Origin of the sequence: Caulobacter sp. BP25 (assembly GCF_002737755.1) — a bacterium.
In the GTDB taxonomy this organism is placed as follows: Bacteria; Pseudomonadota; Alphaproteobacteria; order Caulobacterales; family Caulobacteraceae; genus Caulobacter.
In genome coordinates, this window is the sequence record NZ_PEGH01000009.1 from 92608 (window position 1) to 109905 (window position 17298).

Below are 17298 nucleotides of genomic sequence, written 5' to 3' on the forward strand. Positions count from 1 at the left end.
CTCCCATGCTCGTCGGCGCAGGTCTGAAGCGGTCGGGTCACAAGCGCGAGGAAATCCTCGCCTCCGCCAGGGCTCTGTTCCTGCGCGAAGGCTACGCCGACGCCGGCATGGAGGTGGTGGCCAGGGCGGCGGGGGTCTCGACGGCCACGCTCTACGCTTACTTCCCCGGCAAGGCGGATTTGTTCCGCGCCATCGTTCTGGAGACTGTGGCGTCCCTGACCGCGCCGGTCCGCGAGGCTGTCAGGGTCAAGGGCGACGCCCGCACCCGGCTCACCGCCTTCGCCTGCGCCTACGCCAACTTCCTTTCGCTCGCGGACACCCGCGCCTTGTTCCGCGTGGTGACCTCCGAGCGGCGACGCTTCGAGGACGTGGCGGAATATCTGCTGCAGAGCGCCCGCGACGAACTGGGTGGCGCGGCCATCGCCGTGATCAACGACCTGGTCAGGACCGGCGAGTTGAAGGTCGAGAAGGCGTCCTGGGCGGCCAGCCAGCTGATGGGCATGCTGGACCACGTGACCCTGGTGCTGGGCCTGTCGGCCGGCGATGACGTCCAGCCTCGGCGCGCGCTCCGCCTGATCGCCGAAGACGCGGTGGAGACCTTCCTGGCCCGGTACGGGGTGCGGGGGTAGGGGGCTTCTCTAAAGGCCGCCTTATTGTTTCATCCCGGCCGCAGCGTAGCGGAGAGCCGGGACCGCCGCGAACTCGGTGCTTTCGACGGTCCCGGCTCGGCGCGCTTCGCGCTTGGCCGGGATGACACGGTTATGGGTGTCGCCTACCGCCGCTCCACCTGGCTGACATCGCGCACCGCGCCTTTGGCGGCGTTGGTGGTCATGGCGGCGTAGGCGCGCAAGGCTGGGCTGACATCGCGCTTGCGGTCGACCGGCTTCCAGGCGTCGGCGCCCCGGGCCAGCTGGGCGGCGCGGCGTTCGGCCAGCACGTCCTCGGCCACCTCCAGGGTGATTCCCCGGGTCGGGATGTCGATCAGGATCGAGTCGCCGGTCTCCACCAGGGCGATCAGGCCGCCTTCGCCGGCTTCGGGCGAGACGTGGCCGATCGACAGGCCCGAGGTGCCGCCCGAGAAGCGGCCGTCGGTGATCAGGGCGCAGGCCGCGCCCAGGCCCTTCGATTTCAGATAGGTGGTCGGGTACAGCATCTCCTGCATGCCGGGGCCGCCCTTGGGGCCTTCGTAGCGGATGACCACGACCTCGCCGGCCACGACCTGACCGCCCAGGATGCCGCTGACCGCCGCTTCCTGGCTCTCATAGACGCGGGCGGTCCCGCGGAAGGTCAGGATCGACTCGTCGACCCCGGCCGTCTTCACGATGCAGCCCTCGGGGGCGAGGTTCCCGAACAGGACGGCCAGGCCGCCGTCCTTGGAGAACGGATGCTCGACCGAGCGGATGACGCCCTTTTCGCGGTCCAGGTCGAGCTCTTCCCAGCGGGCGGCCTGGCTGAAGGCCACCTGGGTCGGCTTGCCGCCCGGCGCGGCGCGGAACAGCTCGTGAGCGACGGCGCTGTTGGTGCGGCCGATGTCCCAGCGGGCCAGGGCCTCGCCCATCGTCGTGGAGTGGACGGTGGGCTGGCTGGCGTCGATCAGGCCGCCGCGCTCCAGCTCGCCCAGGATGGCCATGACGCCGCCGGCGCGGTGGACGTCCTCCATGTGCACGTCGGCCTTAGCCGGGGCCACCTTGGACAGGCACGGCACGCGGCGCGACAGGCGGTCGATATCGGCCATGCTGAAGTCGATGCCGCCCTCGTGGGCGGCGGCCAGCAGGTGCAGCACGGTGTTGGTCGAGCCGCCCATGGCGATGTCCAGGCTCATGGCGTTCTCGAACGCGGCCCGGGTGGCGATCCCGCGCGGCAGGGCGGTGGCGTCATCCTGCTCGTACCAGCGCTGGCAGAGATCCACGACCAGGCGGCCGGCTTCCTTGAACAGGGCCTCGCGGTCGGCATGGGTGGCCAGGACCGAGCCGTTGCCGGGCAGCGAAAGACCGAGCGCCTCGGTCAGGCAGTTCATCGAGTTGGCGGTGAACATGCCCGAGCACGAGCCGCAGGTCGGGCAGGCGGCCTTCTCGATCGCCGAGACCTCTTCGTCGGAATAGCTGTCGTCGGCGGCCACGACCATGGCGTCGACCAGGTCCAGGGCGCGGATCTTGCCCTTCACCGTCACCTTGCCGGCCTCCATCGGACCGCCCGAGACGAAGACGACCGGGATGTTCAGGCGCATGGCGGCCATCAACATGCCCGGGGTGATCTTGTCGCAATTGGAGATGCAGACGATCGCGTCGGCGCAGTGGGCGTTGACCATGTACTCGACGCTGTCGGCGATCAGGTCGCGGCTGGGCAGCGAGTACAGCATCCCGCCGTGGCCCATGGCGATGCCGTCGTCGACGGCGATGGTGTTGAACTCCTTGGCCACGCCGCCGGCTGCCTCGATCTCGCGGGCGACCAGCTGGCCCAGGTCTTTCAGGTGCACGTGGCCGGGCACGAACTGGGTGAAGCTGTTGGCGATGGCGATGATGGGCTTGCCGAAGTCGCTGTCCTTCATGCCGGTGGCGCGCCAGAGGCCGCGGGCGCCGGCCATGTTGCGGCCGTGGGTCGAGGTGCGCGAGCGATAGGGAGGCATGATCAAATTCCAGTGTCGGTCGTGGGGTCTTTTACGCCAGAGCTGTTCGATCAAAAAATATATTAGTCGGCGTCGATTAGGTCGCTAAATATATCTCTATGGACATCCGCCAGTTCCGTCACTTCGCTGCCGTCGCCGAGACCCTGCACTTCGGGCGGGCGGCCGAGCGCTTAGGCATGACCCAGCCGCCGCTCAGCCAGTCGATCCTGGCTTTGGAGAAGGAACTGGGCGCGCCGCTATTCGCGCGGACCAAGCGCAGCGTCGAGCTCACCCCTCTGGGCCATCAGTGGCTGCCGCCCGTGCTGGAAGCCCTGGCCGCCGTCGAAGCTCTGCCCGAGACCGCCCGCCGGCTGCGCGACGGTCAGACGGGCTATCTGACCCTGTCGTTTGTCAGCACCGCGGACTACAGCGTCCTACCGGGCCTCGTGCGGCGTTACGCCGAGGCCTATCCGGACGTCGAGATTCGACTGGTGGAGGCCACCAGCGATGTGCAGATCCCGGCGGTGATCGCGGGCGAGCGACACGCGGGCATCATCATCCCGCCGGCCGAGCGGGCCCTGCCCGAGGCCCTGGCCTATCACCGCCTCGTCTCCGAGCCCCTGGTCGCCGCCGCGCCGGCGGCGTGGGTCGAGGCCGGGCGGCTGCCGATCGTGGACGGGATCCTTTCGCCCGAGGCCCTGCTGGACGCGCCGCTGGTGCTGTTTCCCCGCACGGTCGCCCCGGCCTTTCACGATCTGGTCACCGGCTATTTCAGCGCTCGGGGGCGGCCGGCGCGGATCGTTCAGGAGGCGATCCAGATGCAGACGATCATCAGCTTGGTCTCGGCGGGTCTGGGTCTGGCGCTGGTCCCGGCTTCGCTGCGGAATCTGGCGCGAGCCGGGGTGGCCTATGTCGAGCTTTCGGCGCCGCCGGTGCTGGAGACGGGGCTTGTCTGGCGACGGGACGATGACGCGCCGACGCTGCGGGGTTTGCTGGGGCTGGTGGGGATTTGAGCGTGGAAGGGGGCTACGACGCCCGAATCTTCACGACCTTCGACGGCCTGGTTTGGCGCAGAGTCTCGACCAGGTCGAACAGCTCGGCGCGGATGCCAACCTCGTCGCCGGCCTCGGCCAGGGCGTCGAGCGCGTCCAGGCGCGTGTCGTCGATCAGCGGGGCGGGGGTCATGCGCACGGCCTCCATGATGCCGGGAGCCTTGGCGCGGGCGACCTCGTTCACGTCCACAAGGGTCTCGGTCAGCTTCTCGCCGGGACGCAGGCCGGTGATCTTGATCTCGATATCGCGGCCGGGGACCAGGCCCTGCAGCTCGATCATCCGCTTGGCCAGGTCGATGATCTTGACCGGCTCGCCCATCTCCAGGGTCAGCACGCCGTCCTCGTCGCCGTCCGATGCGATCATCGACAGGGCCACGGCCCGCAGCACCAGCTGCACGGCCTCGGGGATGGTCATGAAGTAACGTTCGACCTCGGCGTCGGTCAGGGTGATTGGGCCGCCGCGGGCGATCTGGCTCTGGAAGATCGGCACGACCGAGCCGGCCGAGCCCAGGACGTTGCCAAAGCGCACGATGCTGACGCGCATGTCGCCGCCGCCGCCGTACTGGCGGGCCACGGTCTCGGCCACGCGCTTGGCCGCGCCCATGATGCTGGTCGGAGCCACGGCCTTGTCGGTCGAGATCAAGGCCAGGTGCGCCGCGCCGCAGGCCTTGGCGGCCAAGGCGACATTGCGGGTGCCCAGCACGTTGGTCCGCACGCCCTCGCACGGATGGTTCTCGACCAGGGTCACGTGCTTCAACGCTGCGGCGTGGAAGACGATGTCTGGCCTCTGCTGGGCGAAGGCGCGCGCGACGCGGGCGGCGTCACGGACATCGCACAGGATCTCGCAGCGCTGCAGGTTCGGGTGGCGCTCGGCGATCTCGCGGTCGATGTGGAAGAGGTTGTATTCCGAGGCGTCGACCATGGTCAGGTGGGCGCAGCCGCTGGCGGCGATCTGGCGGCACAGCTCCGAGCCGATGCTGCCGCCAGCGCCGGTGACCACAACGCGGCGGCCCCAGACCAGAGCCCGGATCGGCTCGGGATCCAGGCGCACGGGCTGGCGGCTGAGCAGCTCCTCAAGGCTGATTTCGCGCAGCACCGGGCCGCTATCGGTCGAGGCGCCCATCTCCACCACGCCATGGCGGCGCAGCAGGCGCACGCCCTCGGCCTTCAGCCGGCCCAGGCGCTCGGCGCCGAAGGTGCTCATGGCGCTGTCGGTCAGGAACAGGATCGCCGAAGGCGGCAGGCCGCTGTCGCGCAGGCGCGCCAGCACGCGGTCGAAGTCGGCTATGGCGCCCAGCACGCAGACGCCACGCAGCTCGTCGCCGGTCTCGCGGTCTTGCGGCGAGACGACGCCGATCGGGGTGTAGCGCTCGCCCAGGCCGGCCGGCGCGCGCAGGAAGGCCTCAGCCTCGGCGGCCGAACCGACGATCAGTAGGCGCGGCAGGGCCGGGTGCATCGCGGCGGGGCCCATGCGCAGGACCGAGTCCAGCAGCTGGCGCTCATGCAGGCTGCGGCGGATGACGCGCAGAGCTGACAGGAAGGTGCCCTGGATCAGCGCCGCGCCAGCCACGGTGCGCAGGCCGCCGTCGATGCCCGGGTGAACCAGGCGGGTGATGACCATGAAGGCCGCCGCCGTCAGCACGGCCGAGCGGAACAGGCGCAGGTGGTCGCTGGCCGAGACGAAGCGCCAGGGCGCACGTTCGACCCGGAACACCAGCTCAACGATCAGGGCGCCAAGGGCGTAGTAGCTCGCCTGCAGCAGGGTGTCGGCCGTGAAGGGCATCTCGATGACGAGGTAGCGACCGACCAGCAGGGCCAAGAAGGCCAGGAGGACATTGGTCGCGATCTTGCCGACATGTCCCATGAACGAACCTCTTAACAGCCAAAACCGGGCCCCCGCCCGGGAAGATTCGTGTTCAAGTAGCACGGCATTTCCGCCGCGTCGCCTTTTCAACCTCTTTGAAGTGGCAGGATTTCGACGATGTCGCCGGCCTGGGCGGCGGGGGCGCCAGGCCTGCGGCGCAGCAGGGCGTCGGCCCGGGAGAATACGCCGATCAGCGACGAGTCCTGGTCCGGAAAGGGGTTGGCGGTCAAACGGCCCTCGGCGTCTATGGCCAGGTTGGCGCGCATCCAGTGCTCGCGCGGGCCGGTGGCGGGCAGGGGGGCGATGAGGCGCGCGGCGTTCAGCCGAACTTGCGGATCGGCGCCGGTCAGGGCCGCCAGAAGGGGGCGCAGGAAGAGCTCGGCGCAGACTAGGGCCGAGGCCGGGTTGCCCGGCAGGCCCAGCACGCGGCGGCCGTCGTCCAGAGCGCCCGACCAGGTCGGCTTGCCGGGGCGTACGGCCACGGTCTCGACGGCGAGGGTCAGGCCCAGGGTCTTCAGGGCCGGCTTGACCAGGTCGTGGTCGCCGACCGAGGCGCCACCGATCGTGACGACTAGGTCGGCCTCGACGGGCGCCACCGCGCCTGCGATGGCGTTGGCGTCATCGCCCTGGGCGCTGAGCCGGAAAGCCTCGCCGCCCCAGGCGTTGATCAGGGCCGCCAGGCTGAACGAGCCGCTCTCGAAGATCTGGTCGGGGCGGGGCGCTTGGCCCGGCGGGACCAGCTCGTCGCCCGTGGCCAGGATCGCCACGCGCGGCCGGCGGGCGACGGGGACGTCGGCGAGACCCGCCGAGGCGATCAGGGACAGCCGCCAGGGGTCGATGACCGCGCCGGCCTCCAGCAGGACGGTCCCAGCCTGGAAGTCGCCGCCGGCGGGCCGGATGTTGACCTTGGGATCCTCGCCGGCCTCGAAGCGGACGCTGTCGCCGTCGCGGACGGCTTCTTCCTGGATGATGACGAGGTCGGCGCCGGCCGGAACCGGGGCGCCGGTGAAGATGCGGACGGCCTGGCCGGCCTGGACGGCGCGGGGATAGGCTTTCCCGGCGGCGCTCTCGCCGGCGACCGCGAAGGCCTTGCCGGGCGCGTAGTCCACCCACCGGATCGCCCAGCCGTCCATGGCCGAGGCGTCGAACGGCGGCTGGGCGCGGGGTGCGGTGACGGGCGCGGCGAGGACGCGGCCGAGGCTTTGCTCCAGCGCGACCGCTTCGACGCCAAGGCGCGCGGCGCCGGCGAGGATCCGGGCGCGGGCGTCTTCGACGGTGAGGTTTCGGAGGGAGGGGGAGTCGGTCACGCAGCCATCCTCACGAGGTCCTTCTCCCCTTGCGGGAGAAGGTGGCGCGAAGCGCCGGATGAGGGTTGAAAGGCCTGTCCGGACGACGGAGCGCGACCCCTCACCCGGCCGCCTTATGCGGCCACCCTCTCCCGCAAGGGGAGAGGGATGCAACCCTACTACCCCACGAACGCCCGCTCGATCACGAAGTCGCCGGGTTCTGCGTTGGAGCCTTCCTTCAGGCCGTGGGCTTCGAGCAGGGCGGCGGTGTCCTTGATCATGGCCATCGAGCCGCACAGCATGGCGCGGTCGTGCTCTGGGTCGAACTTGTCGCCTTCCAGGCCAAGGTCGCTGAACAGCTTACCGCTCTGGATCAGGTCGGTGAAGCGGCCCTGGCGCTCGAACGCCTCGCGGGTCACGGTCGGATAATAGGTCAGCTGGGCGCGGGCCTCGTCGCCGACCAGCGGGTCGTCGAAGATGTCGGCGGTGAACAGGTCGAGATAGGCCAGCTCCTGCACCTCGCGCACGCCGTGGGCGACGATCACGCGCTCGAAGCGGCTGTAGGCGTCCGGATCACGGGCCACCGACAGCCAGGGCGCGAGACCTGTGCCGGTGCCGAACAGGAAGAGGCGCTTGCCCGGACGCACGGCGTCCAGAACCAGCGTCCCGGTCGGCTTCTTGCCCAAGAGGATCTCGTCGCCTTCCTTGATTTGCTGCAGGCGCGAGGTCAGCGGGCCGTCGGGAACCTTGATCGAGAAGAACTCCAGCTCCTCGGCGAAGGACGGCGACCCGATCGAATAGGCGCGCAGGATCGGCTTCTTCTCGCCCAGCTCTTCGCGCGGCGGCAGGCCGATCATCACGAACTCGCCCGAGCGGAAGCGGAAGCTGGCCGGGCGGGTGATGGCGAAGCTGAACAGCCGATCGGTCCAGTGCTTCACCCAAAGCACCTTCTCGACGAAGTAGGGGGCGTCCTTCACGGGCGCTGCTGGCGCGGGAGCGGCGGGAGAGGCAGCCGTCATCTGAACTCTTCGGGATTCTAAGGCGCGGGGAGGCGCGAAAAAAAGAGCGAAGCCGCCACGGCCCTGAGGCGGCGGCTGTCTCATGCGAGCAAGGCCGACATCCTGTCAATGACGGTTGTCTAATGCCGGCGCCCGAAAATCTCCGCTCCGGAGCGGGCAGGCGGCGCCCTTAGGCAAGGTCGGGAATGTCTGGTTGTCTGCAGTCGTCGAGCCGGGATTCAAGATGTGAATGAGATTGCTTCGCATCCTGCTGCGTTGCGAAAGAAAGACCAGCAAGTCGGATAACTGAAAGCGAGGTTTTCTCGACTTTGTCGACAGCGACAAACCGTCCTTGCGAATACGGCAAAAATTTGATTGCCGGGGGTTCAAACCGGGCGCAGACTTGCTTTTGCTTCGTTCGCGAAGCCAACGATACGGAGGAACGTATGCGGGTTTGGTTCGTAGGGGCCGCCGCGGCGGCCGGTTTAGTAGCGTTTGGTTTGGCCGGTTGCAGCGAAGGCGGCGCGAAGACGAAGGTCGCTCAAGCCAATCAGGTGGTCGTCGAGGCCACGCCAGTCACGGCCTCGGGCTGTGTCCGCCCCGTCGAGAACACCAACTGCCTGGTCGTGAAGGGCCGCGGTGGCGGCTATTACGACATCAGCACGGCCAGCCCAGCGCCGGATCTGTCCAAGGGCGTGGCGATCTCGCTGCGCGGCAAGGACCGGGGCAAGAACACCCAGTGCGGCCGGCAACTGACCGACGTGAAGTGGTCCTATCTGGGCATCCAGTGCGGCGCGACCCTGCCGTCGACGGCCTCGACCGCCACCGACAAGGACGCCAAGGGCAAGACCGAGAAGGCGGGGTAGCTCCCCGTCGCTAGCTCTCGCCGGAGCCCGGATCGGTCCGGGTCTTCGGCGATCGGCTGCTGTCGGCCGCGCCTGGCGGCTCGGTCGCCGGACGGGGCGGCTGGCCTTCGGGCGAGTCGGCCCGCTGGTTCTCCTGCTCGACCTCCCGATTCGACGGGCGGCCGGATGGGGAGGGGCTGGGCGAGGGCGGTTGGCTGTTGATCGTGGGCATGACGGAAGAACGCCCGGCGGGAGCGTTCGATCCGAACCTGCTCGAAGGCTCGCAAGTCCCGCCTTCCTGGGCCTTGTGCCCGGGACTCATGTGTCGGCCGCGCCGCATTTCCTTTGTTTCTTGGCTTTTCGGCCGCGCCATACGGGCGTCGCCGCGCTGGCCGCCGACATGGGTCCTCGCCACGAGGGCGAGGAAGGCCACTTCTAGATCGCGGCGACTTTCCCCACCCCAAACCCCCTTCCATCGCGCAATCTCCCGCGCGCCGCTTGCCCGCCGCATTCGACCCTGCTAAATGGCGCGGCTCTGGCGACAGAACATGGCGCGCCGAGGCTTCAAGCCTTCCGGCGCGCTGTCTGTCTCTGGATGTCCGTCGGCCCGAAAGGGCGGTCGGTCTGCAGGAGTGTAGCTCAGCTGGTAGAGCGTCGGTCTCCAAAACCGAAAGTCGTGGGTTCGAGTCCCCCCACTCCTGCCACTATATGTTTCCGACGGGTCGCTCGAAGGCCCGCGCGTCTAAGAAAGTCGTGAGCTTCAAGAGCATGGCCAGGAAACCGGGATCCAGCCCGTCCGCGATGAAGAACCGCGCCGCCAAGACGGCCGCGGCGATGTCGCCCGCCGGCGCCGCGACGGCGGGCGCAGCGCCCGCTGCCCCCAAGAAGCGCACCAGCCCGGTCCAGTTCTTCCGCGAAGTCCGCGCCGAGGCCCGCAAGATCACCTGGACCACCCGCAAGGAGACCTGGATCACCTCGGTGATGGTCTTCATCATGGTGGTGATGGCGTCGCTGTTTTTCCTGGCGGTCGATGGCGCCCTGGGCTTTGGCGTGAACCAGCTTCTGAAGCTGGCCACCGCGAGATAAGATAGAGACGATGAGCACCGAAACCGCCTCGAACCCGAACCACAAGTGGTACATCGTCCACGCCTACTCGAACTTCGAGAAGAAGGTGGCCGAGAGCATCCGCGAGCAGGCCAAGAACCAGGGCCTGGAGGAGAACTTCTCCGAGATCCTGGTCCCGACCGAGGATGTCGTCGAGATCCGCCGCGGCCGTAAGGTCAACGCCGAGCGCAAGTTCTTCCCGGGCTACGTCCTGGTGAAGATGAACCTCTCGGACGAAGCCTACCACCTGATCAAGAACACCCCGAAGGTCACGGGCTTCCTGGGCAGCGGCTCCAAGCCGATGCCGGTCTCCGAAAAGGAAGTCCAGCGCATCATCGGCACGATCGAGGAGGGCGTCGCCGCTCCGAAGTCCGTGGTGCTGTACGAGGTGGGCGAGAACGTTCGCGTCACCGACGGCCCGTTCGCCAGCTTCAACGGCGCTGTCGAATATGTGGACGAGGAAAAGGCCCGCCTGCGTGTCACCGTCTCGATCTTCGGCCGCGCGACCCCGGTCGAGCTGGAATACAACCAAGTTGAGAAGATCGCTTAAGCGCTTTATCCGACCCGAAGCTTCGAAAGCCCCGCGCCCGCAAGGCGCGGGGCTTTTGCTTTGCGCTAAAGCTGCTCCGAGATCTCGATCAGGTTACCGTCGGGATCGCGCAGGTAGATGGAGCGGATCGGGCCGGTCGCGCCAGTGCGCTGGACGGGCCCCTCGACGATCGCGACGCCCTTGGCCGCCAGGATCGCGATCACAGCGTCCAGCGGTTGGTCGGCGATGAAACACAGGTCCAGCGAGCCCGGCGTCGGCAGCGCCGCCTACGGGCTAGAGCCCTTTCCGATCTGATTGGATCAATCAGATCGGAAAGGGCTCTCATTCAAAATTTTAGAGCATTTTCCGATAACCGTTTCACACTTATCGGAAAATGCTCTGGCGCTCGCGGACTCTTCAAAAGAGGCGTTCGTACCTTCCTTTGGAGGGAGCGCTAAAACCGACCGCGTACGCCAAACTTGATCGTGCGGCCATTGTACTTGGCGTAGTCCATGCGGGTCTTGCGACCGTCGCCGTATCGACCGCTGACGTCGTCGAAATAGTCATAGGTCAGCGCATTGGTCAGGTTCAGAGCATCGAGGCGCACCTCGATGCTGTCGTTGATCTTGTAGGTCGCATTGCCGTCCAGGAAGCCCACGCCGGAATGCCAGCGTTGAAGATCCGAGCCATTGTTGGTGGTCTCGATGATGTTCTTGGCCTTGTAGTTGTAGGACAGGCGCAGTCCGAACGGCCCCTTCTCGTAATAGCCCGTCAGGCTGTAGGAGTACTTCGGCACCGTGTTGACGTTCAGGATCTTCCCGCCTGTGGTCTTGTAGTCGTAGCCGGACGTGTTGACGTGGGTGAAGCTGGCTAGGGCGCCCAGGCCGCTCCAGATCCCCGGCAGGAAGTCGAACGACTGCTGGTAGGCCAGCTCGTAGCCGTCCAGCTTGATCGAGCCTTGATTATAGTAGGTGGCCAGGGTGATCGGCAGGCTGGGATCAACCTTGCCCGTCGCGGGGTTTTGGAAGATCGGCGCCAGGGCCGTGTCGGGCAGACCCAGCGACGAGAACGGCACGGTGGTCGTGGTCGAGACCGTGGTGTCCTTGAGCTCCTTCCAGAAGAAGCCGGCGCTCAGGATCCCGCCGCGACCGAAGTACCACTCGACGCCGGTGTCGTAGTTCGTCGAGGTCTGCGGCAGCAGGTCCGGATTCCCTGATGTGGCGCGCGTGTCGTAGATGTTCGGGATCACCGTATTGGCCGCGATGATCGACAGCGACGCACGGGTGATCGTCTTGCCCCACGACCCGCGCCAGATCAGCTTATCGGTCACGTCGTAGGCGAAGCTGGCAGACGGCAGAGTGTTCTTGTACGAGCCGTCCGCCTGGTTGGGCACATATGTTGTCACCGCGCCGTTGGTCTGCCGCAGATAGTTGTCGATGTGGGTGTTGGTCTCGGAATACCGCACGCCGACATTGACCCGCAGCTCGCGATCGAGAATCTCGCGCTTGAGGTCGCTCTGCACGAAGGCGGTCTTGATCTCCTCCTCGGCCCCAAAGCTGGCGTTGAAGTCGATCGGCGTGGCCTTGGCCGTGCCGATCGGATCAAAGGTGCTCATCACGTAGTCGCGACTGAACGTCGCCCACGCCTGCGGATAGCCCGAGCCGATCACCAGGTTGTCCAGCGGCACCTCGCGTAGCATCGCCGCGCGCAGGGCGGTCGCGCCCAGCGTGTTGATCTTGGCCGTCCCCGCCGCCGTGGCGTTGCGCTTGGTGGTGTTCTTGCGGGTCGAGACATATGAGAAGCCGCCCTTCAGGTGGCCTTCGACGCCAAACAGGCCGTAGTCCCAGTCGGCGAACAGCTTGGCGGTCTTTTCCTTGTCGATCTCGCGGCGCCAGTCGAAGCCGACGCCAAAGTCCTGGTAGTTGTTGGGGTTGGTGAAATCGACGCCTGGCGCCGACAGGCCCGGATAGACGTGGTCGTCGGTGTAGCCGATCGTGGTCGTTACGCCGTACAGGTTCGCGATCAGGCGGTTGCCGGTGAAGTAGGCGTCGCTTTTGCTCAGGCTGCCTTGGGCCGTGACCTTCAGCTTGTCCGTCAGTTGATAGCTGGCGTCGAACGAAGCCAATTTGAACTCGGTTTGCGAGTTGTAGAAATAGCTTTCACCCAGATAGGACGTGTTGCCGAACGCGCCCTCCAGCAGGTTCGTGGCGGTGTCGAGGGTGACATTGATCGGCACCAGGCCGTTGTGCCCGGGCCCGCCCGCCTGAGCGGCCGTGTTGGTGGTCTTGGAGTTCCGGATCGGCAGGCCGAAGGTGTATTCGTCCAGCGAGTCTTGGAGCTTGGAATACAGGCCATCGACGCTGATGTTCAGCTTGTCGTTCTGATATTGCAGCGACCCGACCGCGCCCGTTCGCTCACGCGTGTTCTCGCCGCCATAGTAGCGGTAGAAGCGCGGCAGGTAGCCGTTCTCGATCTGCGCTTGGGTTAGGGAGCCGCGGTTATAGCGCGGATCGGCGAAGTCCAGAGTGACCGCGAATGGCCCCTTGTTGGGCGACTGGCTGCCCAGGGCGTGGCTGTTGTAGCCGCCGGTCGCCTCGAAGCCTGAACGGTTGTTGACGCTCTTGGAGTGGGCGAGCGCGAACAGTGCGCCGAAATTGCCCCAGGTGTTGGAGATCAGCGCGAAGCCGGCCGGATCCAGGTGCTTGGACTTGTCGTTGTACGAGCCCACCACCTGATAGCGGATGTGGCGACCGGGGCTATCGAAGGGGCGCGGCGTCTGCAGATCGACGACGCCGCCGATCCCGCCTTCCTCCAGTTCGGCCAGCGGCGTCTTGTAGAAGTCCACCCGTCCGAACAGTTCCGAGGCGAAGACGTCATAGTTGAAGTCGCGCGACGAGCCGCCGACGTTGCTGGACGAGGTCGCGCGGACCGGCGCGCCGTTGATGGTGGTGACGTTGTAGTCCGAGCCGAGGCCGCGAATGGAGATACGCTGGCCTTCGTTCGAGGCGCCGTCACGACTCAGGTACACGCCCGGGATGCGCTGCAGGGCCTCGGCGACGTTGGCTTCTGGGAACTTGCCGATGTCTTCGGCCACAATGGAGTCCCGGACCACGATCGCGTCCCGCTTCAGGTTCAGCGACTTTTGCAGCGACGACCGGAAGCCGGTGACCACCACCTCGTCGACGGTGTCCTGCCCCGCAGGCGCAACCGTCTGGGCCCAGGCTGTCGTCACGACGCCGCCTAAGCCTAACGCCAGCATCGTCGTCAACATCAGTTGCTTCTTCATTTTTCCCTCCCCTGGCGGCGTGCTTCGCCGCGCAACTTCCCCAAGCCCTCTCCAAACAAGCGTTTTGAGGGGGCGGCTCCGCCAATCGGCGGCGCGTTTCGAAAATCGAGAACAGGCGCCTTCAAGGCGCCGAGGCGGCTAAGGCCGCCTTGCGGGTCCAGGCATGTTTCCTCACGTCCGAGCTTTTCGCTTCTGACGTCAGGCGTAACACATAGAGAAGCGATGCAACATATATAGGAACATCATTTGTATGATTTTTAGCGCCGCCCCGCGCTTCAGCGAACGTTGTTGCGCGTTGGCAACATAAAATCGCCTCTCGGACATGAGCAGGCAGGACGCGCGGTCGGCCGCTGCGCCCTGAAAGACAGACTCAAAGGCTGTTTCAGCGGTAGCCGAACTCAGCGCTGATTTTCTGAGTGGTTTCCTTGACGTAGGCCGCGACGGTCTCGATCCGTGCGTCGTCCATGTACTGAGCGACCGAGGACACCGAGACGGCGGCGACAATCTTGCCGCCTATGTCACGAATGGGCGCGGCGACGCACCGGATATGATCCTCGTTCTCGTCGAGATCCAGCGCGTAGCCGAGGGCGCGATAGCGCGCCATCACCTCCAGCCACTGGCGCAGGTCGTAACGATAGCGCGGGAATGCGGCCGCCTCGCGCAGAAAGACTTCGCGCAGGACATCTTCGCTCTCGTCCATCAGCAGCGCCTTGCCCAGGCCCGTGTGGCGCAAAGGCTGGCGCTCGCCGACAACGCAGCGCACCTCGATGCGGCGCGTGCCGGGGATCTTGTCGATATAGTGGACCTGGTTGCGCTCGAGCACGCCCAGATTGACCGTATCGCCGGTGTCGATTGACAGCTGGCGCAGGTGATCGTGGCTGACGCGGGTCAAGGTGATCTGCTGCGAAGCCGCGTATCCCAGCTCCAGCAGCTTGGTCCCCAGCGCATAGCCCTCGCGCGGCGAGAATGACAGGAAGCCAGCCTCAACCAGGGTCGAGGCCAAGCGGTGGACTGTCGTTTTGTTCAAGTCCAGCGACTTGGCCATCTTGCCGAGCGAGTTGTCGCCCTTGGCCACCCGACTGAGCACCTCCAGCCCCTTGAACAGGGTTTGGGCGCCCACGTTCGTCCGCGCCGAAGAGGCCTCATCCGCTTCCGTCGGGGCGTAGTCGTTCATCATAGCCATTCACGCAGGACCCGCCGCGACATTGCCGCAGGCCGTACCGAATAGTGATACGATACGAGCTGAAAAATGCAACGGCCCGTGGTGGACGGCCATTCCGTTTCAGTAGTCGACGGGGTAGTCTTTCTGGAACGGCCGCCCCGCGAAGGCCAGCTTCTGCGTCCAGGGCTGAGCAGGCGCGGTCCAGTAGCTGTCGGTCGCGGGCAACCCCAGGGCCAGGAAGCCCTCGGTCGTGATGTACATGCTTCCGTTGTTCGAATACCAGTCGCCGAGCGCGGGGTTGTGGCCGGCGAAGCCGATCGTCAGGAAGCCGCCCTTGAAGTTGCTCTCATGGCGGAAGATGGCCTTGTGCACGGCCGTCAGGGCGGATCGAACCTGCCCCTCCGACAACTTGGTCGGCAGCTGCTTTCGCAAGGACAGCAGCGCTAGCGGCTGGAACGCCGCGGTGCGATAGGTCAGCGACCGACCGAACGGCGGGAAGGTCCCTTCCGGCGAGACAAACCGCTCCAGGTGCTCGGCGTAACGCTGAGCGCGCTTGACGGCCAGCTCGCGCCATTTCGTCAGATTGTCCTTCCAGAACGGCGCCTTGTTGGCCTCCATGATCTCCAGCACCTGGATCATCATCGGATGCATGACGAAGGCGTTGTAGTAGTCGAAGTGGAAGCTCGCCCCGTCCTTGATCCAGCCGTCGCCCACGTACCAGTCGTTGATCGCCCGCACGGCGGCGTTGAGGCGCAGCGGATCGGCTTCCTCGCCGATCTGCAACAGAAAGGCCTCGTTCATCGCCGCGAAGAGCAGCCAGTTACTGATCGGCGGATTGAACCGCCGCGCCCCTTTGATCTCCTCGACGATGCGCTTCTTGGTCGTCGCGTCCAGGGGCTCCCACAGAGCCTTGGGCGCGCGCAACAGGGCCTGGGTGAAGTAGGCGGAGTCGACCAGCGCTTGGCCGTGAATCCGCCAGGTCAGGTAGTCGGGGCTCTTGGGATCGACCGAATGAGCGTAGGCCTGTAGCGCCTGTTCGGCGAGCCGCTTGCGAACCTTGCCCTCGGCGGTGTCGTCCTCGGGCAGGGCCAGCCAGGGCGACAGCCCAGAGATCATCCGTCCGAAGCACTCCAGATAGGCCACGCTAGGATCGCGCCCATCCCAGGTGGGGCTGAGCTCCAGCAGGAAGGTCTTCTTCAGCTCGCCCTTCGACATGGCTGACAGGACCGGGCTGGCGATCTTCTCCAGCAGGCCGGCCATGTAGGCGCGGTCGTCGATCTGAGCGGGAGTCGGCTTGGCGGCCTCGGCCGCGCCGCCGGCGCCCAGGGACGCTGCGCCGACTAGGGCCGCCTTCATAAAGTCGCGCTTATGCATATTTCACCCTCCCCAATTTCGCCGCCCCGCCCTCACTGTAGCTGGCAGATGTCGAGCGCATTCATGTCGTGATAGTCGAGGTTCTCGCCGCCCATCGCCCAGATAAAAGCGTAGCTGCCGGCGCCAACGCCGCAATGGACTGACCAGGGCGGGCAGATCACGGCCTGCTCGTTGTCGACCACGAGGCTTCGGGTCGCGTCAGGCTCGCCCATGAAATGGACCACTCGCCCCTTCTCGGCGAAGCGGAAATAGAAATAGGCCTCCGACCGGCGGTCGTGCAGATGCGGTGGCATGGTGTTCCACACGCTGCCGGGCTGCAGGACGGTCAAGCCCAACAGCAGCTGCGCCGAGGCGCAGACGCCCGGCACGACCAGCTGATGAATGATCCGGTGATTGGCGGTCTCGCGCGCCCCCCGTTCCAGCGGGATGGCGGTCGTCGTGGACACCAACTTGGTCTCGAAGGTGGCGTGGGCAGGCGTCGAGGCCAGGTAGAAGCGCGCCGGCCGCGCCGGGTCGACATTTTCGAACCGGATGTCGACGGCGCCCCGCGCGATATAGAGAGCGTCCAGGGGCTCAAGAACGAAGCTCCGCCCGTCCACCCTGACGCATCCGGCGCCGTCCGCGATATTGACGACGCCCATCTCCCGGCTCGCGAGAAACGGCTGCCCCTCTTGGGAGGGCGGTTCGGCGATAGCGGAAAGCGCCAGGGCCTCGCCCAGCGGCGCGGCGCCGCCGATCACGAGGCGCTCCTGATGCAGGTAGTTGAGCCTGATCGCGCCGGGGAGGAACAGATCTTCGATCAGGTACCGATCACGTAGGTCCTGATTGCTGGCGCCAACCATCGCGCTGGGATGCGTGGCGTAGAAGACCTTGTTGTAATCCAAGCGCAAAATCCGAAGGCCAGGGGGCGGGCCCGGAGCCCGCGCCGATTTCGACGGAGCGCCGAAGCGGGCGGCAGGTCTGCATGATAGTCATCTATTGAAATAGAAGTCCACAAATCGGAACGGATCAAATTGGACTGGAAGGCTGGGGCGCATTCAATTCGCCATGATTTCTGCCCATGCAACGTTTCTGCGCGTCAGAAGCAAGTGGAGATCGTTACTGGAATGATTGGCGATGGAGATCAGATCGGAACGGTCTGGGTCAACACAACGCCTGCCAGGCAAGAGCCCGGCCTCGACGATCTGCAACCG

The 17298-nt window shown here is 66.2% G+C and carries 15 protein-coding genes, 1 tRNA gene and 1 pseudogene; 7 read left to right on the forward strand and 10 right to left on the reverse strand.

Annotated elements, in window-relative coordinates; genetic code table 11:
* Positions 1 to 5 precede the first annotated feature (5 nt).
* Positions 6 to 629 carry a TetR/AcrR family transcriptional regulator gene (locus CSW59_RS06385; RefSeq protein WP_099443250.1) on the forward strand — a complete coding sequence of 208 codons (624 nt, stop codon included), beginning with the start codon at positions 6 to 8 and terminating at the stop codon, positions 627 to 629.
* Between the two features lie 30 nt (positions 630 to 659).
* Positions 660 to 761, forward strand: a pseudogene (locus tag CSW59_RS21780) (hypothetical protein); the annotation flags it as partial.
* An 11-nt stretch (positions 762 to 772) separates the two neighbouring features.
* On the opposite strand, the gene ilvD reads toward CSW59_RS21780, so the two are convergent.
* A complete protein-coding gene (gene ilvD / locus CSW59_RS06390; protein WP_099443371.1) occupies positions 773 to 2626 on the reverse strand; it encodes a dihydroxy-acid dehydratase in 1854 nt (617 codons plus the stop codon).
* A gap of 98 nt (positions 2627 to 2724) precedes the next feature.
* Here ilvD and CSW59_RS06395 point away from each other — a divergent pair, with 98 nt between their 5' ends.
* Positions 2725 to 3618: a LysR family transcriptional regulator gene (locus tag CSW59_RS06395; RefSeq protein WP_099443251.1), complete on the forward strand. Its 894-nt coding sequence runs from the start codon at positions 2725 to 2727 to the stop codon at positions 3616 to 3618.
* A 13-nt stretch (positions 3619 to 3631) separates the two neighbouring features.
* Here CSW59_RS06395 and CSW59_RS06400 read toward each other — a convergent pair whose 3' ends face one another.
* The 3 genes from CSW59_RS06400 to CSW59_RS06410 all read right to left on the reverse strand — a co-directional run bounded on the left by CSW59_RS06400 (position 3632) and on the right by CSW59_RS06410 (position 7910).
* A complete protein-coding gene (locus tag CSW59_RS06400; protein ID WP_099443252.1) occupies positions 3632 to 5521 on the reverse strand; it encodes a nucleoside-diphosphate sugar epimerase/dehydratase in 1890 nt (629 codons plus the stop codon).
* Positions 5522 to 5607: 86 nt separating this feature from the next.
* Positions 5608 to 6828 (reverse strand): gephyrin-like molybdotransferase Glp, encoded by a 1221-nt coding sequence (gene glp / locus CSW59_RS06405; protein WP_099443253.1) that lies wholly within the window; start codon positions 6826 to 6828, stop codon positions 5608 to 5610.
* A gap of 158 nt (positions 6829 to 6986) precedes the next feature.
* A complete protein-coding gene (locus CSW59_RS06410) occupies positions 6987 to 7910 on the reverse strand; it encodes a ferredoxin--NADP reductase (RefSeq protein ID WP_236632165.1) in 924 nt (307 codons plus the stop codon).
* Between the two features lie 341 nt (positions 7911 to 8251).
* On the opposite strand from CSW59_RS06410, the gene CSW59_RS06415 reads away from it, so the two are divergent.
* Positions 8252 to 8671, forward strand: coding sequence for a hypothetical protein (locus CSW59_RS06415; protein WP_099443254.1), 420 nt, complete (start codon positions 8252 to 8254; stop codon positions 8669 to 8671).
* A 10-nt stretch (positions 8672 to 8681) separates the two neighbouring features.
* Here the strand turns inward: CSW59_RS06415 and CSW59_RS06420 are convergent, their stop codons facing one another.
* Positions 8682 to 8882, reverse strand: coding sequence for a hypothetical protein (locus CSW59_RS06420; RefSeq protein WP_099443255.1), 201 nt, complete (start codon positions 8880 to 8882; stop codon positions 8682 to 8684).
* Positions 8883 to 9278: 396 nt separating this feature from the next.
* Here CSW59_RS06420 and CSW59_RS06425 point away from each other — a divergent pair.
* The 3 genes from CSW59_RS06425 (at position 9279) to nusG (ending at position 10304) form a co-directional block, all read left to right on the forward strand.
* Positions 9279 to 9354: transfer RNA gene (locus CSW59_RS06425), tRNA-Trp, on the forward strand.
* A 64-nt stretch (positions 9355 to 9418) separates the two neighbouring features.
* Positions 9419 to 9736, forward strand: coding sequence for a preprotein translocase subunit SecE (secE, locus tag CSW59_RS06430; RefSeq protein WP_099443373.1), 318 nt, complete (start codon positions 9419 to 9421; stop codon positions 9734 to 9736).
* Between the two features lie 10 nt (positions 9737 to 9746).
* Complete coding sequence (gene nusG, locus CSW59_RS06435) at positions 9747 to 10304, forward strand: transcription termination/antitermination protein NusG (protein ID WP_099443256.1); 558 nt, start codon at positions 9747 to 9749, stop codon at positions 10302 to 10304.
* A gap of 65 nt (positions 10305 to 10369) precedes the next feature.
* Here the strand turns inward: nusG and CSW59_RS06440 are convergent, their stop codons facing one another.
* The 5 genes from CSW59_RS06440 to kduI all read right to left on the reverse strand — a co-directional run bounded on the left by CSW59_RS06440 (position 10370) and on the right by kduI (position 16989).
* On the reverse strand, positions 10370 to 10564 hold the full coding sequence (locus tag CSW59_RS06440; protein ID WP_201722735.1) for a VOC family protein: 195 nt from the start codon (positions 10562 to 10564) through the stop codon (positions 10370 to 10372).
* 173 nt (positions 10565 to 10737) lie between these two features.
* Positions 10738 to 13569 (reverse strand): TonB-dependent receptor, encoded by a 2832-nt coding sequence (locus CSW59_RS06445; protein ID WP_099443257.1) that lies wholly within the window; start codon positions 13567 to 13569, stop codon positions 10738 to 10740.
* A gap of 382 nt (positions 13570 to 13951) precedes the next feature.
* Positions 13952 to 14743 carry an IclR family transcriptional regulator gene (locus CSW59_RS06450; RefSeq protein WP_099443258.1) on the reverse strand — a complete coding sequence of 264 codons (792 nt, stop codon included), beginning with the start codon at positions 14741 to 14743 and terminating at the stop codon, positions 13952 to 13954.
* 108 nt (positions 14744 to 14851) lie between these two features.
* A complete protein-coding gene (locus CSW59_RS06455; RefSeq protein WP_099443259.1) occupies positions 14852 to 16105 on the reverse strand; it encodes a DUF2264 domain-containing protein in 1254 nt (417 codons plus the stop codon).
* Between the two features lie 32 nt (positions 16106 to 16137).
* Complete coding sequence (gene kduI, locus CSW59_RS06460) at positions 16138 to 16989, reverse strand: 5-dehydro-4-deoxy-D-glucuronate isomerase (protein WP_201722731.1); 852 nt, start codon at positions 16987 to 16989, stop codon at positions 16138 to 16140.
* Positions 16990 to 17298 lie beyond the last annotated feature (309 nt).